The organism is Acinetobacter sp. AR_0276, from assembly GCF_003000705.1.
GTDB classification, from domain to species: Bacteria; Pseudomonadota; Gammaproteobacteria; order Pseudomonadales; family Moraxellaceae; genus Acinetobacter; species Acinetobacter nosocomialis.
In genome coordinates this window covers 3229214-3245294 of the sequence record NZ_PSQO01000004.1, presented here as the reverse complement: position 1 = coordinate 3245294, position 16081 = coordinate 3229214, and the positions used below count along the sequence as shown (strand labels likewise).

Genomic DNA, 16081 nt, shown 5'->3' with positions numbered 1-16081 from the left:
GTGCCTAAATCGCTGCTCTTTTGAAATCAATATGAAAAAGCTTCTTTCTATCGTAGTGTTGATTGGCACATTGTTTAGTTCTGCTGTTTATGCTCAAACGCGAATTGCCTTGATCTCTCAAGTTAAAGGTGCCTCGGCGAGTACAGATATTGCCATTCAAAAATACTTGCAAAGCAAGGGCTATCAAGTTGAGGTGTTAGATCAATCTGTTTCACCAAACAGTTTAAAGAACACAGATTTAGTCATTATCTCTTCTACTGTTGCTTCTAAAAACCTTCAATCTGGTTGGCGTCAACTTCCTCTTCCAATCATGACATGGGAAAACGACTACCTTGATGATTTGGCAATGACCGGTAAACGTATTAATACCGATTTTGGCGAAGTCGAGAAAGAACGTTATTTGTGGCTAGTCAATGCACCGCATCCCCTCTCTGCACAGCTTCCTGCTGGAACTCGCAATGTATATAAGGCTCAAGCGCCTATGAGTTGGGGCAAGCCCGGTTTAGGTGCCACCATTATTGAAACGATTTATGGACAACCTGAAAAAGTAGCCATTTGGGGATATGAGAAAGGTGCAACAATGGATTATGAATCTTTAGCGCCTGCAAAGCGTCTTATGTTCTTCCTTAACAATGACACCTTTACCAATCTATCTGACGATGGTTTAAAGCTGTTTGATGCCTCAATTCAATGGCTTACCCATAAATAAAACCATTTATGATGCAGCTCTCAAGGTTTTTATAACACTTTGGCGAGCTGCAATTAATAAACAACATTTACGCGCACCCAATCCTCATACTTTGTAGCCTGAACATTGGTACTTGATGTAATTACCCCATGTATAGGAATATTTTCTTTCATTCCCGTTGCAAAACCTGAGTGTATTTTACTTCCTGCCCCACCCCAAATTTGGGTATGACCAGCATCCTGATACAACACATATGCCACAGAAGCCGTGCTTGCAGCAGACTTAAGCTCAAAGTTATTGTCTGAGGTGACGGCGACTTGATACGGTGTATTTTTGCTGCATTGGACAGAGACATCGGTTCTTGTGGCTGAAACTGGCTGCGCACGTACAACTGTACCAAAATCTAGATTTCCTTGGGTTGAAACTTCGCAAGTGTCTACAATGGTTAAACTCACCTTTAATGAAGTAGATGCATTTCCAGCATGTGCGCTATTTATTATCAGCATTCCCATAAGGGAAAATAAGGCGTACTTAATGACTTTCATTTCTTCTCCTTATCTTTTTTTGTTCTATTTTCTACTCATCTTTATATTGTCATTTTTCTGTTTTACTAAAGAAACAGTTTCAGGGTCTTTTAGTTATAAAGCTTAATATTGCCTACTGTCAATCGATAATAATCACATGATTTTCATATTAAACTTATAATTTGTGATGAATTAAACGTAATTTATTTAGTTTAAAAAGTAGTTAATATTTTTTATTTCTATTAATTGTCTACACCAATCTATCTAATGATGAATTGAAAATTTTAGATGTCTCAGTTCAATAGCTAATTAACAAATAAGACCTTTTGTACAGCTCTACCTGTTTTCATTCAATGTATCGTGTTGAGGCGCACAAGAAACATTTCATTCACGACAAAACAATTAAGAGAAAAATATTATTTTATTTTAAAAACAGATATATAACTTAATACTTGAAGAGCAAATATAAAGGTAAAAAATGAAATCCAGTTATAATTATCAACTAAATAAGATGCAACTGGTACAGATACCAAAATTAAAAGCATAGACAAAGATGTTAAAATAGAAAATTTAAATGATGACCTAGCACTATTAACAGCTTGCATTAAATAATTGGAAAAAGAATAAGTAACAAAGCTAGATGAAACAATATTGAGTGAGAACAAGACAAGTAAATAAACTTTATTAATTTCATTATAAAAACTTACATAGATAAAGAACAACAAGGTTAATGATTTCAGTAACAAAGAAAACAACATTATATAATTTGCTGGAAATTTACTACTCATCCGTCCCCAAGCATAACCACAAAATACAACAGCAAGTAGCGGTAAAATAGTATTAACCACACCAAAAAACTCAAGAGTTAGCTCAAACTTTTTAATAAAAAATATGATCACAAAAGAAGATAAGGTTAAATCAAAAAGCTTATAAAATGTTGAATAAAAAAACAATTTACTTATATCAGAAAGAACAGAAAACGAATCTTTTAAATTGTATAGACTAGTTTTCACAATAAAAAATAAAGAGATCGGTGGTAAAAACATTAAAAAATAGAATAAGTTTTCCCGACTAAATTTCCAAAAATCGCTTAACTTATTAACAGTAAAAACTATAAAAAAAATCAGAAAAATCAAAGAGGAAAATACAAATAAGTGGCTTAAACTTCCTTGGAAGATTTTATTAAAAATAAATAGAACTGCCCCACCTGCAAAAATAGAAGCAATTCTCCACCCAAAAATGTAATAAGACAATAAAGAGCTACGCTCTTCATCTGTAAAATTTTTAATTAAGTTTGCATCTGTCAAGATATCAAAACATGCTCCTAAGAATGCCAAATTGATTAACATTATAATAAAAACAATACTATATAAATCCGAAAAGAGGATTAATAAAAAGAAGCTAAAGCTGATTAAAATTATAAATATGGATATTAAAAATTTGATAGATGATTTATCAACTGAATCGGCAAAGCCACTCCATAAAAATTTAAAAGAATAAGGCAGTAAGGCAAATACCATCGTAGAGATAAAAGAAACTGGATAGCCCAAATGTGTGAAAGCTGCTTGAAGTGTAACTGTTAAAAAGCAATATATATAACCAGACAAAAACCCGAAAAATGCTAACTTTAAATTATTCATAAAATACAACCAGTTAATTACTCCATTTAACAAAGAGAACTATTTAAAAATAATTCTTTTTTAATTTTTTAAAAATATATTTATATCCACATTTATCAACTTATATTATTTTTTTAGTTTTTTTAAATTTTTATATTAGACCTCTTGCGAAAGTAAAAACCACCTCAATCTAAATTTCATGAGATATCAGAAATTAAATCGTTTTTCAGATTCTGAATTCCAGCGCTTGGTTGGTGTACCTCGACCAGTTTTTAGTGAAATGATCGAAGTTTTAAAAGAAGTAGAATCACTTAAAAAGAAATCTGGGCGTCCTCATACTTTAGCTATAGAGGATCAATTATTATTAACACTCAATTACTTACGGAATTACAGCACTCAATTGGAGTTGGCTGCAAATTACCATATCGCTGAAAGTAATGTGAATCGAACCATTAAAAAGGTTGAAGATGCATTGATGAAATCAAGACGGTTTACTCTGCCAAAACGAAGCATTACCACAGCAGACGAACAGTTTAACTGGGTCATTATTGATGCGACAGAATGTTCAATAGAACGTCCGAAAAAAAAATCAGAGTAAGTTCTACAGTGGTAAAAAGAAGAAACATACGCTAAAAGCACAAGTGATCTATCATCCGAACAGCAAACAAATCATAGGGCTAGATATATCGAATGGCAGTCAGCATGACATTAAATTGGCAAGAAGAACGGTTAAAAAATTCAAACATTGTAAATATGTTATGACCGATTTAGGGTACTACGGATTAGAGCAAGATGGCTTTAAATTATTGATGCCAATAAAGAAAAAGAAGAATTTACCCTTATTTGATGTTGAGAAAAAGTACAATAAAATGATTGGAAAAATACGAGTTGTGATCGAACATATTAATAGTCAATTGAAAACATTTAGAATATTAAGTGAACGCTATCGAAATAGACGGAAAAGATTCGGTTTACGCATTAACTTAATCGCTGCACTGGTAAATCGGATGAACTTGCAATAACGACTTTCGCAAGAGGTCTATTATATTTTTGTATTTCTTTAAACATTATAAATTAATTTTCTTCGGGTTTTACTTTTCTAAATATTTTAGAAAACAATTGATGATGAAACCAATCAACCTAGAGCTTTGGTAAAGTTTAGCGAAGATAAAAACGGTCTTCTCACTGTAAATATTGAAAAAATCCTTGTTACAAGTGAAGCCAATAAATGTACGATGTGTGAAGGTACTTATAAAAACAAATCTTTAATTGGTTTAACCATTGTCAAAAATTTAAAAAATGTTGGTCAAAATAAATATGACAAAGGGTCTATTCTTGACCCACAGTCAGACACAACCTATCGCTTTAGTGTAACTGTATCACCAGATGGCGAAAAACTTACTGCGCGTGGCTATATTGGTATTTCTGCAATTGGTCGAAACCAAACATGGTACCGAGTTAAATAATTCATAAAGTAGCTTTTGACCAACGCCCTGTAGCTACTCACCGATCATAAATACGGTCTATATGTGATGTAAAAATTATGTAGTAGACAGTGTTATGATCGGTATTTAGCCTGAATGATCAGTGTGATAATCACGAATAACGAAGGGATTGCAGCAATCACAAATAAATGGGTAATGACCAAAAATTGAGAGAGATACCCGCCAAATAACGGCCCAATAACCGAACCCAAACGGGCAATTCCAATACTCCAACCCACCCCTGTAGTACGAAGTGAAACTGGGTAATAACTGGCAGACAAAGCATTAATGGCAGGTTGTCCGCCAACAATGGCAAAGCCAGCAATAAAAATAATAATAAACAATAAAACGATATGACTAACAGCATACCCAATTAAAGCAACACTCATCACTGCGACAAAAAAAACAGGAATTAATACTTTATAAAATCCAGTCTTATCAATTTTAAGGCCCATCACAACACTACCAATCGTACCGCCTAATTGTAGGGTGGATCCGATCATTAATGCCTGATTCAATGAAAGTCCTGACTCTTTAGCCAAAGTCGGTAGCCAGTTCGACAGGAAATAAAGGCTGATCATATTTAAAATACTGATGATCCAGATGGAATAGGTAAAAAACGCACGCTTATTTTTAAACAACTCTAGCGGCGACTTTTTAACCTCAACTTCAGTGTTATTAATGATTTTTATTTCTGAATTAAACGTTAGTGCGGGATAAAACTTCTTTAACCAAAACAAAATTTTAGGGTTGTTTTTGTTGTCTTCACTCAAAAAATATAAAGACTCTGGCATTTTAAAGAATGTAATAAAGAAAATAATTAAAGGGATAATTCCGCCAAAATAGAAAATCGACTGCCAACCGCCCCAAGGAACCAATAAGGCTGATATACCGCCCCCTAGCATTGCCCCAACCGTATAACCACAAGATATAACCATCATGGTAAAAATACGAGATTTATATGGAACAATTTCGGAGCTATAAGCCATCACATTTGGCATGATACCGCCTAAAAAAACTCCTGTAACAAAGCGAATTACGGTCAATTGCTCGATATTGCCTACATGTGGTGTTAACAGCATTAATATCGAGAACATAAAGGTCGAGATGAGCAGTATAGGACGGCGGCCAAACCGATCAGAAAGTGAACTTAATAAAAATGATCCGACAAATAAACCAAATAAGCTTGCGCTAAACACAACGCCGAGCATGGTTTTTTGAACGCCCCAGTCTTCTATAATCATTGGAGCTGCGTAAGCCATGGACTGGATGTCATAACCATCCATAATCATTAGCAATAAACAAGTGACCAGAATAAATTTTTGATAACGCCCAACTTTCTGCTGATTGATCAAATCACTTAATGCAACTTCTTTCATGGTATTCCTTTCTCCATGACGCGCTTTAAATTAATTCCATTTTTACGATATACGTAATCGATTTACGATTAGCGTAAATAAAATAACACACCTCATCTCACGGCGTCTATGGTCTGCTCATCTGATAACAATCAAGCAAACCATATTCCCCTTTATTTAAATAACTCGTTTACTTCAAACAAATAGGTTTAAAAAAGCAGTCCATCGCTGCATCCCTGTTTTCCACACTATCTGTACTTAAAAACTCAAACATTAAGCCATCTATTAAGTTTAAAACCATGTCGGCATCGGGTTTTAACACACTCATTTCTAAGCTAAAAATCAGTTCAAAAATTTCACGGGTCAGCCATTTTCTATACTCAACTGCCATACGGTAAGCCTGCGGGTAAACCACTTTAATTTCAAAAAAAGCCTTAAGTAATAAGTGGTACAGGCTATTAGAATTAACATGTAAAACCACGATTTCTTTGAGCTTATCAATGGGTGTGCGGTAATGGCTTGAGTAAATAATGGCTAGTACTTCTTCTTTGAGTAAACTTTTCTGAAAGGCAATACACATTTCAATCAGCCCTTCTTTTGAGCGAAAATAGTTATATAGCGTCGCCTTGGGTACTTCGCACTGTTTGGCAATCAGGTCTACACCTGCGGTGTGAAATCCATAAGTGGTAAATAGACCAATAGCCGTTCGAATAATGTGTAATTTTTTGGAAGAGATTTCTAAATAATTTGGCATAGTTTTACCATTATAAATTCTTGTTGTTTCTAAACGAGATACTTTTTTGGGAGAAAAAAGGCATAGCAAAGCCGTAAAGACTGTGCTTGGCACATCTCAAGTTTTGTTGTTGCTAAGTTCTAAGTAAAAATGACTTACGGCCTGAAAACCTGAGGGCGTTCAAGCTGCTTTAATTTTTAAGCTGTGTCGTTATAGCTTTTGGCAGCCGCTGCCAAGAAATAATGGATGTGCAAAGCCAACTCCTTTTTATTGGGAGTTCTGCCAGACATTAAAATTATGGTGGCAGAACGAAAGGGGGTTCGCGGACTGGCCTTAAGATTCCAGCACACCCAAAGGTGTCCCCCTCCCGTTCTGAACTGCACCCCATAAGTTAGACTTTTTAAACTTATGAGGTGTGCCCTATGCCAATTCCGAAGCATTCAAAAGAGTTAAAATTAAAAGTCATTCAAGCTTATTTAGATGGAAGTAAAGGATATAAAATCCTTTCACAAGAATTTAATGTTGATCTCCAAACCATCCGCTTATGGATTGAAAACTATAAGGCACAAGGTGAAGATGGCCTGAATGTTAAAACTAAAAAAACCTACTACTCTTCCGAATTTAAAATCAAGGCTGTACAAATGCTTCTTGATAAGATACCGGTAAGAGAAGTTAGAAGACGGTTAAATCTGAGCGGGACGTCAATTTTAAGAAGGTGGCTCGCTCAGTATCATAAAGAAGGGATTGCCGGGTTTAATACTACGAGGATTTATACCAATATGGTTAAACAACATAAAACCAAAATAACTAAACCTATAAAAGAAGACAAAGATAAATCTCAACAGGAGCTCATTGATGAAGTGACTGCTTTACGAGCAGAGGTTGCCTTTTTAAAAAAGCTAAAAGCCTTAAAACTGAAGCAACGTACTTAAATACACTTTGTACTGCAGACACTGTTCAGGTTATTTCAGAATTAAGGCAAATTTATCCATTAAAACTCTTACTCAGTATTGCAAAGATTGCTCGTAGTACTTATTTCTATCACATGAAAGCTGTACGCTCTAATGACAAATATACTGAGTTAAAACAGCAGATTAAGTCCATATATCACAAGCATAAGGGATGCTATGGCTATCGTAGAATTACTCTTGCCCTGAAAAGTACAGGAATAATAATCAACCATAAATGTGTATATCGCCTTATGAAAACCATGGGACTTAAATCACGTATCAGAGCATTGAAATATCGCTCATATAAAAGTGGTTGTGTCGGGACGGTGGCTGATAACATTATGCAACGGCAATTTAAAGCGAACCATCCCAACCAGAAATGGGCAACTGATGTGACGGAATTTAATGTTAACGGTGAAAAACTTTATCTATCACCAATTATAGATTTGTTTAATGGGGAAATTATTACTTTCCGGATCCAACGTAAACTCAATTATGAGTTAGTGAAAGATATGCTCATTCATGCCTTAGCTAAACTTAAGCGACATGAGAAACCAATTCTCCATTCAGATCAAGGATGGCAATATCAAATGGCTCATTACCAACAGCAATTAAAGCAACATGGTTTAATTCAAAGTATGTCTCGTAAAGGAAATTGCTTAGATAATGCTGTAATAGAAAGCTTCTTTGGAATATTAAAATCGGAATGCTTTCATGGAGAAAAATTTCAATCAATTGATGAATTAGAGAAAACGATACGAGAATACATTCATTATTATAATCATGAGAGAATCAAGGTGAAGCTACAAGGTTTATCCCCGGTACAATATAGAAACCAGTTTATAAAAACTGCTTAACTAACTGTCCAACTTTATGGGGTCAGATCATTCCGCCGCAGAGGGGGCACGAGGGTGTACACACTAAAAGTATAAAACCTTTAATGCTCTTAAGGGGCGGTCCGCGACGACCGACTGGCAATGTGGCCAGCAGGCAAAGGATAGTGTCCTAGCTTCTTACAGTCAAGCACACAAAATGACATTTGCTTTTAAATAACGCATTAAAAAGTAAGGATAAATAATGAATAAGATATTGTTAAATTGGAGTTTATAAAGTGGTGAGATCAAGCCATAAAAAATCCCGCAGCCTATTGCGGGATTTTTTGTAGTGAGTTGAATTACATATGACCACGTCCGTGGCTATGCATATCAGACCCATGATCGCCATGGGCTTTATTATGATAGTAGCCCTTACCATGATGATTACCACGATAAGCATAAGCTTTACCATAATGACTGCCGTGATAACCATGATGTGAGCCGTGGTAAGCGTGACCTTTTGCAAAGGTTGGAGCAGAAAGCGCGATAACTAATGCGGCGAAAATATACTTAATGTACTTCATAATAAATTCCTTTTTATTGTAGTACTGGAATTTAAAGTAATACATAAATGTATAACTCGTATCAATAGATGATCTGTACTGGAGTGTAAAGTTTACTAAGCAAAAATAGGCTTACTTACTCGTTTTTAACTCAATAAAAAAACCGCGATTAAACGGTTTTTATAAATACACTCAACCATTACTTTTTCACAGTTTTGGTAAATGCTTCTGAATTAAAATAGTCGGTAATTTCTTCACCTTTATTTAAAACCTTTTCCTTTGGAACAGTTAAAAAATCTAGTTCTGATTCGAGGCTAATAAATTCAGGAATATATTTCTTAATTGGTGGTGGCGGTTTGGGCCCACCCTCCGTAATTTTTTCAACAATTCCAGCTAGCCATAAAATATATTCGTCTTCCATACTATGGTGTGGAATAAGACTAACATCTATTTTTACTTTACATTCACTTAAGGGTTTTGTTAAAGCTTCTTCGAAATCAATGTAGTTATACTTTAATTTGAATACACTCCCCGTGATCTCTTTACGTATAAAAATCATTAAATTATTAAGATTTTCAATAGTGTCATCTGAAAAAAGCTCAACTTCTTTAACTTTCCTATACACACTTTCTGCAATAGCTAAGTATTGTGGCATTAAGGTTTTTTCCTTATCTTTGAAGCGGTATTAGGTGTCTTTCAAAGTAAGTATGCTTCAAGTTATATTTCAACTTGTAATCTTATGTAACAATAAGTAACTATTGTTAATTATTTGTTAAAATTAAGCCAATAAATAACCATTTTTTGTTTTGCTTTAAGCTTTTTTTAATTTTGTAATATAAAAAAAGCTCATATAACATTGGATTGCGTGATTTTTATCATTAATAAAATAATATACCTTTATCTTCTATACTTTCTATTAATTAATTTTTCAACTACTTATGAAAATATGGCAACTGTTTAATAAAGTCATTTAAAGGCATCGGACAACCCCATAAATAGCCTTGAAATTCAGTACAGCCATTACTTTTAAAAGCGTTAAATTGTTCAATCGTTTCTATTCCTTCTACAAGCACACGAAGGTTTAAGTCTAAACCGATTTTAATAATACCTGTGACCAGTTTATTGCTACGCTTATCATCCAAAGCAGCTTGTACAAAACTTCGATCAATCTTGATTTGACTCATAGGCATTTTTTGTAAATAGCTTAAAGATGAGTACCCTGTACCAAAATCATCAAGTGAAAGCTGAATGCCATGTCTAGACAAGAAATTCATTTTTTCGATCATGCTTGCACAATTATTTAAGGCAATATTTTCAGTAATTTCTAAAATGAGCCGAGATGGATTTATGTCTGTACCGAAAGCTGCGAGTACGGAACCTACTGCAGTTGCACCTAGATTAAGGTGCTTACCGAACCATTCGATACCATTGACGAAATATTCACAGGCGAGATAAATCGCTGCGGCGGACACAAAGAATAAGATAAAAGTGAGGAGCATAGGAATAGTTCCAGCCGGGCGAATAAGAAACCATTGGCGCGTCAACACGCCTCGCCCGACTAGCAAAGCACGTTGCGGCCAAAGGTCTCGCCTAGCTCATACTGTATATACAGTGGCTGAACACGCCATGAGATACTCATCTCAAGTTTGTTGACGTGGTCTTCCTAGCTGGGTACTAGGAATGGCTACTCCCCAATGACAATGGGTGAAGTTTACCAGTGATTTAAACGTAACTCTACAGAGATAGTCAGACAAAACCAGAAGAGCTTATAAAAAGACATGAAAACGTTTAGCCAGTTTCTTTTGCAGAACAATCACAAGAACTGGGAACCCTGCTGCTGAAATTGCACATATCGCTAGTAACGTATTTACACTTTGTGGCGTCATACCCTGATCAGGCAATAAAAAAGCAGATAAGAAAAATGCAACGGTTGTCATTAAATACATGATGGATGTCTGTAATGAAGAAAATCCAGCTCGTTGTTGGTTGTTAGGAAACTGAATCGTAAGCACTGAACATGACACCAAACGGCTGTAAGATGCACCGAGAAATAAACCAATAAATAACGCTGCATGCTGATAGCCTAGTATTGGTATTAGCAAACTCAGTATAAAAACAATGGTTGAACCTGTACCCAGCACTAAAACAGAAAAACGAGAGGTTAACGCCCCTGTAATTTTTGTAGATAGGTAACCTATAACACCTCCACTGAAGAAGAGCCAAGGCAATAGATTTTGTGAAGCACCCAACTGCTGAATCATTAAGGGTGCCAAAATAGGAATGACGAGCATAGGACTAAACTGTACGAGTGCATTAGCAGAGGCGAACAATAATGTGTTCATATCCAGAGGCAGCGCACGAAGCATATCTAAATAGACTTGGTCTTTGGGTATAATGGATACAATTAATGGCAATGCCAACACACACAATGCACTTATGAGCCACAAAGCCACATGCCAACCATAGTGAGTGCATAGAAATAATATGGTAGGCATTCCGACAATATTTACTATTGAAAATGATGCAATCACCGTCGCTAACATTTTTCCTCGTAAATTAGGCGGAGCGTTGTTTATTAATATACTTATACCCACACCCATTGTAGTGCCGCCGACCAACCCTGCACAAAATCGAAGTGCAAGTAGCAGACTAAAACTGGATGTGCAGGTAGTCCAAAGTGTGAGTAGACCTAGTAGCGCCATATTGATAGTTAAAAACCGCTTTTTATTGAAATGATCAATCCAGTAAAAAGCAATAATTCCCGAAAGAACGGCGCCAAGCGTATACATCCCTGAAACATAACCTGAGAATGATACTGGCACTGCGAAATCTGTCGCCATAAAAACAAAAATAGGATTGAACACCATATATTTCAGTGCATTCGTGAACTGAACGAAAGCAATTACAGTGGCTATCCGCATGAGGACTTTATAATTAAACGTCTGTGTGGCTAGGGACATCGCAGTAACCTATAGATAAAAGATGTCCGAGTTTAACTGCTATCAATAGTATTGATTATATGGTAGAAATGGCTTTTATTATTATCAAATATGGGACAATTGATGCGTCCGGCTCTGGATTTTAATACCCTGAAAGTATTCATTGCTGTGGTTGAAAAAGAAAGTTTTGTGGGTGCATCGAAACTGCTTGAAATGCCAACATCAAACGTGAGTCGCTGCATTTCTCAGTTAGAAGAAAAACTCGATCTTCAGCTCATTGAGCGTAGTACTCGACATATGAAACTCACTCAGGCAGGGCAACTACTCTATACCAGAGCAAAGCCATTACTCGAAGCGCTTGAGCAAACGGAGACAGAATTAACGTTGCGTCAAATGCAGCTTAAAGGTCCATTACGAATTTGTATTCCAAATGAAATAGGCCCTGCACTGCTAGGTTCTGTGATTGCAGAATTCGCCTGTCAGTATCCAGACTTAGAAATCAGCTGTGTCACAAATTTGTCGGGTTTTGAATCTCTACGAGATGATCTGGATTTAGCGATTATCATTAGCCGCGGTCAGATGGATAACAGTGACTACATCGCTCGTCATCTGGTGACTATCCCATGCACGATTGTTGCAGCCCCTTCTCTCATTCAGCGTTATGGCACCCCTACTCGTATCGAGCAATTTGAAGAGTTACCCTGTATTACAACAGTCAGTGCACTCAAAGGTGCTCCTTGGCAATTTGTCAATAAAAAGGGGGAATTCGAGGCCATTAAGGTTAAAGGACATTATCGAGTAAACAGCGGAGAGATGGCAGGACAAGCTGCTGTAGCAGGTATCGGTTTTGCAATTCTATCAAAACAAACTTGCCAACCCTACATTAGCGACGGACGGCTAGTCGAGATTGAATTTGAACAAAAGGCAGCCCCTTTGCAGTTATTCGCACTGTATTCAAATCGTCGTTACTTACCCGCTAAAACAAGAGCGCTCATTGACTTCATACATCAAAAATTGAGTCATATTTCTTTATAAAATTGGGCTTTCCACAAACAAGTCCAAACCAATATATTTCACTATATGGCTTTGAGTTTGTTTATCTAATACTGTTATACCAAAGTTATTAAAAATCATAACTTCATTACGCTTATGGTCAGCGTAATGAAGTATAAATGAGATTAATTTTGGTGATTAAAACCAAGCTTCCTGCATATTTAATGGCGTAGTTTCAATTGGATCAAGAACAGCGAGCCAACTGTAAATTTTAGGCATTTCCCAACCAAAAAAATAATCACAGGCAGCTAACTTGCCATTTAAAAAATCTGTTGCTGATGAAGTGGCTAGATTTTCATGAAGGGTTATTGCCTGATCTAGCCATAACCAACCAACCACTAAATGTCCAAATGCTTCTAAATAATTGGCAGCGTTTGCCAATTGCATATCCATATCCTTAATAGCATGTAATGCTGCCGTTACCTCCTGAACCCGTTGCCATGTCTGAGCAAGAGTATTGGCATGGCGCTGTAATGCTGCTATTGACTGAGCTTGAGCAATTGTTCCTGTGATTTTTTCATTCAAAACGTGCATCGCCAGACCATCATTGATCCGTGTTTTGCGTCCGAGTAAATCCATCGCCTGAATGCCAAATGTACCTTCATGAATTGGATTGAGTCGGTTGTCCCGATAGAACTGCTCTACATTGTATTCACGGGTATAGCCATATCCCCCATGTACTTGAATGGCTAAATCATTGGCCACGAGTCCCCATTCTGATGACCAGCTTTTTACCACAGGGGTAAGTAAATCGAGGAGTAGTTGTGCCTTTTTCTGTTGCTCGCTATCTTCAAGAGAGTGAATATCATCTGTTAATTTTGCAGCATACAAACAAAGTGCAAGTGCTCCAGAGGCATATGATTTTTGTGCCAAAAGCATACGGCGCACATCTGCATGTTGGATAATTGGAATTTGTGGAGAACTCGGATCACGTTCACTACGAGAGCGGCCTTGTAAACGGTTTTTTGCATAGTCCAGTGCATGCAAATAACCTGTATATCCCAAGGCGGCTGCGCCCAGACCAACTGAAATTCGGGCCTCATTCATCATATGGAACATATAAGAAAGCCCTTTGCCAGCTTCGCCCACCAGCTCACCAATAGCGCCTGGTTCTCCTTCTGGTGTATAACGACCTTCACCAAAATTTAATACACAGTTGACGGTGCCACGGTAGCCCATTTTATGGTTGATTCCGGCCAAAGCGACATCATTGCGCTCACCTATATTTCCCTGCTCATCAACTAATTTTCGAGGTACGGTAAATAGCGAAATGCCTTGAACGCCAGCAGGTAACTTCCCTTGTTCATCTGGAATTTTGGCTAGAACCAAATGCACAATATTGCCTGAAATATCGTGCTCACCACCTGAAATCCACATTTTATTGCCAAATAAACGATAACGTCCGTCGGCTGTTGGCACTGCACGTGTCCGAATATCTCCCAAACTAGATCCGGCCTGTGGTTCAGATAAGCACATCGTACCAAAGCAGTCACCTGCAATCATGGCATCAATATATGGCTTTACTTTTTTAGGGTCTCCATGGGCCATCAATAAATTTGCATTACCAATCGTTAAAAAAGCGTAGCCTGTCGTACCCGGATTTGCACCCATCAGGTAAGCCATACCTGCTCGTTCAATGGTATTGGGTAAACTCATTCCGTTCCATTCAGTAGAAAAAGCTGTGCTCATCAAACCTGCATCTGCAAAGGCTTTTAAGGCGACACTTACCTCTGGATTAACAGTTACACGCTCACCATCAAAGCTAGGTTCATGGCTATCATTTTTTTTATTGTGGGGCGCAAAAAGATCAGTTGCCAAGTCTTCATATACATTCAATACTGCCGCATAATCACTACGCTCTTGCCCTGCAAAACGAGGACGCTGATTGAGTACTTCAATGTTAAGCCAATCAAACAGTAAGAAATCGACATCCTGTCGAGAAAGAATCATTTCATTATTCACACGGTTCTCCCAATTAAAAATTCATCAGCGTTAACCATTCGGCAACGAGCGCTGGTTTGGGGTGGTTTTCAATTTCAACTGTCACACCTAAGGTCAGCTGATAGCTTCCCGCTCTTTTTTCTATGATTTGTTTTAAGGTAAATCTTCCCCGTACACGATGTCCGCTCGGCACAGGACTTAGAAAGCGTAAATTATTCATGCCATAGTTTACCGATGAGGTTTGTCCCTCTACAGAGGGCAATACTTCGGCCGCCATAGCCGATAGTAAAGATAAAGTCAAAAAACCATGAGCAATCGTGCCACCAAATGGAGTTTGTTTAGCTTTTTCGGTATCAATATGGATGAATTGCCAATCTCGCGTAACATCCGCAAAAGCATTAATCATGGCTTGGTCAATGGTCAACCAATCAGAGACACCTAGTTCTTTATCTTGCAAGTCAAACAGTTGCTCAATCGTCACTATACTCATGTTAGTCCCCGCTTAAACCCGCTTTTTGCAACTCTAAATTGCCTTGCGCTGCGCCCATCGTAGGAACGATTTCATTGGTACGATCAGTAAGCTCACTTAAATGCTGTACCAAGTTATGCACTACCTCATCGCCAGTTCCTAAATGAATGCCTTGGGTCAAGGTAATATGTGCAGCTTCAAAACTTCCGGCCCCTGCACAAATAATCATTTTATTAGGGGCTTCTTCGCTGACTAATACAGCAATCGCTGGACTAACTGCACTTGGTGCAAGTGCTTTGAGTGAGGTTTCTGGTAACAAGCCTTCCAACATTCGGGTTGCTGCTGTTGGGGCAATACAATTGACTCGAATGTTATATTTTTCGCCTTCTAAGCCTAATGTTTGCATTAAACCTACTAAAGCCATTTTTGCAGCACTATAGTTAGACTGACCAAAGTTTCCGTATAAACCCGAGGATGACGTGGTCATGACAATACGACCATATTTCTGCTCGCGCATGATTTCCCAAACTGCTTTAGTGCAGTTCACGGCACCCATCAAATGCACATCGATCACTAGCCGAAAATCTTCTAATGTCATTTTGCTAAAGGTTTTATCACGCAAAATGCCCGCATTATTGACTAAAATATCAATGCGTCCCCAACGAGCCATAGTGTCATCGACCATACGCTGGACTTGCTCCGCATCGGTGACGGAAGCACCATTGGCGATCGCCTCACCACCGGCTGCAATGATTTCATCAACCACTTTCTGTGCAGCTGAAGTTGATCCGCCATTGCCATGTACATCACTGCCTAAATCATTGACTACAACTTTTGCGCCTAAACGAGCCAGTAATAGCGCATGCTCACGTCCTAAGCCTGCACCGGCACCTGTAACAATTGCAACACGGTTGGTTAAATTGATTGTCATAGTTTTTTCCTAAA

At 37.4% G+C, this 16081-nt stretch carries 13 protein-coding genes, 3 pseudogenes and 1 riboswitch; of the genes and pseudogenes, 5 read left to right on the top strand and 11 right to left on the bottom strand.

What is annotated here, in order from left to right:
- The first annotated feature begins 31 nt into the window (after nt 1-31).
- A complete protein-coding gene (locus tag CSB87_RS16425; protein ID WP_009498856.1) occupies nt 32-709 on the top strand; it encodes a hypothetical protein in 678 nt (225 codons plus the stop codon).
- Between the two features lie 53 nt (nt 710-762).
- Here the strand turns inward: CSB87_RS16425 and CSB87_RS16420 are convergent, their stop codons facing one another.
- A complete protein-coding gene (locus CSB87_RS16420; protein WP_004887922.1) occupies nt 763-1233 on the bottom strand; it encodes a spore coat U domain-containing protein in 471 nt (156 codons plus the stop codon).
- 395 nt (nt 1234-1628) lie between these two features.
- A complete protein-coding gene (locus CSB87_RS16415) occupies nt 1629-2852 on the bottom strand; it encodes an MFS transporter (RefSeq protein WP_004887923.1) in 1224 nt (407 codons plus the stop codon).
- Nucleotides 2853-3030: 178 nt separating this feature from the next.
- Here CSB87_RS16415 and CSB87_RS16410 point away from each other — a divergent pair.
- Both CSB87_RS16410 and CSB87_RS16405 read left to right on the top strand, forming a co-directional pair.
- A protein-coding gene (locus CSB87_RS16410) for an IS5-like element ISAba27 family transposase (RefSeq protein ID WP_076611894.1) occupies nt 3031-3853 on the top strand; the annotation gives its coding sequence in 2 pieces (ribosomal slippage) (nt 3031-3411 and nt 3413-3853; 822 coding nt in all).
- A 90-nt stretch (nt 3854-3943) separates the two neighbouring features.
- Nucleotides 3944-4297, top strand: a pseudogene (locus CSB87_RS16405) (DUF2147 domain-containing protein); the annotation flags it as partial.
- A 92-nt stretch (nt 4298-4389) separates the two neighbouring features.
- Here the strand turns inward: CSB87_RS16405 and CSB87_RS16400 are convergent.
- Together CSB87_RS16400 and CSB87_RS16395 are read right to left on the bottom strand one after the other, a co-directional pair.
- Complete coding sequence (locus CSB87_RS16400) at nt 4390-5694, bottom strand: MFS transporter (protein WP_004887926.1); 1305 nt, start codon at nt 5692-5694, stop codon at nt 4390-4392.
- A gap of 169 nt (nt 5695-5863) precedes the next feature.
- Nucleotides 5864-6427, bottom strand: coding sequence for a TetR/AcrR family transcriptional regulator (locus tag CSB87_RS16395; protein ID WP_004887930.1), 564 nt, complete (start codon nt 6425-6427; stop codon nt 5864-5866).
- Nucleotides 6428-6834: 407 nt separating this feature from the next.
- Here CSB87_RS16395 and CSB87_RS20295 point away from each other — a divergent pair.
- Nucleotides 6835-8213 (top strand): annotated as a pseudogene (locus tag CSB87_RS20295) (IS3 family transposase).
- A 317-nt stretch (nt 8214-8530) separates the two neighbouring features.
- Here CSB87_RS20295 and CSB87_RS16380 read toward each other — a convergent pair.
- The 4 genes and pseudogenes from CSB87_RS16380 to CSB87_RS16365 form a co-directional block, all read right to left on the bottom strand.
- The gene (locus CSB87_RS16380; RefSeq protein ID WP_004887932.1) at nt 8531-8755 is read right to left on the bottom strand and encodes a hypothetical protein; all 225 of its coding nucleotides are present in this window, start codon (nt 8753-8755) and stop codon (nt 8531-8533) included.
- Between the two features lie 178 nt (nt 8756-8933).
- The gene (locus CSB87_RS16375; protein WP_004887933.1) at nt 8934-9389 is read right to left on the bottom strand and encodes a hypothetical protein; all 456 of its coding nucleotides are present in this window, start codon (nt 9387-9389) and stop codon (nt 8934-8936) included.
- A gap of 277 nt (nt 9390-9666) precedes the next feature.
- Nucleotides 9667-10086, bottom strand: a pseudogene (locus tag CSB87_RS16370) (EAL domain-containing protein); the annotation flags it as partial.
- A 157-nt stretch (nt 10087-10243) separates the two neighbouring features.
- A riboswitch (yybP-ykoY riboswitch) is annotated at nt 10244-10439 on the bottom strand.
- A 61-nt stretch (nt 10440-10500) separates the two neighbouring features.
- Complete coding sequence (locus tag CSB87_RS16365; protein ID WP_004887936.1) at nt 10501-11694, bottom strand: MFS transporter; 1194 nt, start codon at nt 11692-11694, stop codon at nt 10501-10503.
- A 102-nt stretch (nt 11695-11796) separates the two neighbouring features.
- Between CSB87_RS16365 and CSB87_RS16360 the strand changes: the two genes are divergently transcribed.
- On the top strand, nt 11797-12708 hold the full coding sequence (locus CSB87_RS16360; protein ID WP_004887938.1) for a LysR family transcriptional regulator: 912 nt from the start codon (nt 11797-11799) through the stop codon (nt 12706-12708).
- A gap of 156 nt (nt 12709-12864) precedes the next feature.
- Here CSB87_RS16360 and CSB87_RS16355 read toward each other — a convergent pair whose 3' ends face one another.
- Genes CSB87_RS16355 through CSB87_RS16345 form a run of 3 tightly spaced genes read right to left on the bottom strand, consistent with a single transcriptional unit; the run spans nt 12865 to nt 16067 of the window.
- Nucleotides 12865-14688: an acyl-CoA dehydrogenase gene (locus CSB87_RS16355; RefSeq protein WP_004887941.1), complete on the bottom strand. Its 1824-nt coding sequence runs from the start codon at nt 14686-14688 to the stop codon at nt 12865-12867.
- Between the two features lie 13 nt (nt 14689-14701).
- The gene (locus CSB87_RS16350) at nt 14702-15157 is read right to left on the bottom strand and encodes a MaoC family dehydratase (protein ID WP_004709686.1); all 456 of its coding nucleotides are present in this window, start codon (nt 15155-15157) and stop codon (nt 14702-14704) included.
- A 1-nt stretch (nt 15158) separates the two neighbouring features.
- Nucleotides 15159-16067: an SDR family NAD(P)-dependent oxidoreductase gene (locus CSB87_RS16345; RefSeq protein WP_004887943.1), complete on the bottom strand. Its 909-nt coding sequence runs from the start codon at nt 16065-16067 to the stop codon at nt 15159-15161.
- Nucleotides 16068-16081: the final 14 nt, after the last annotated feature.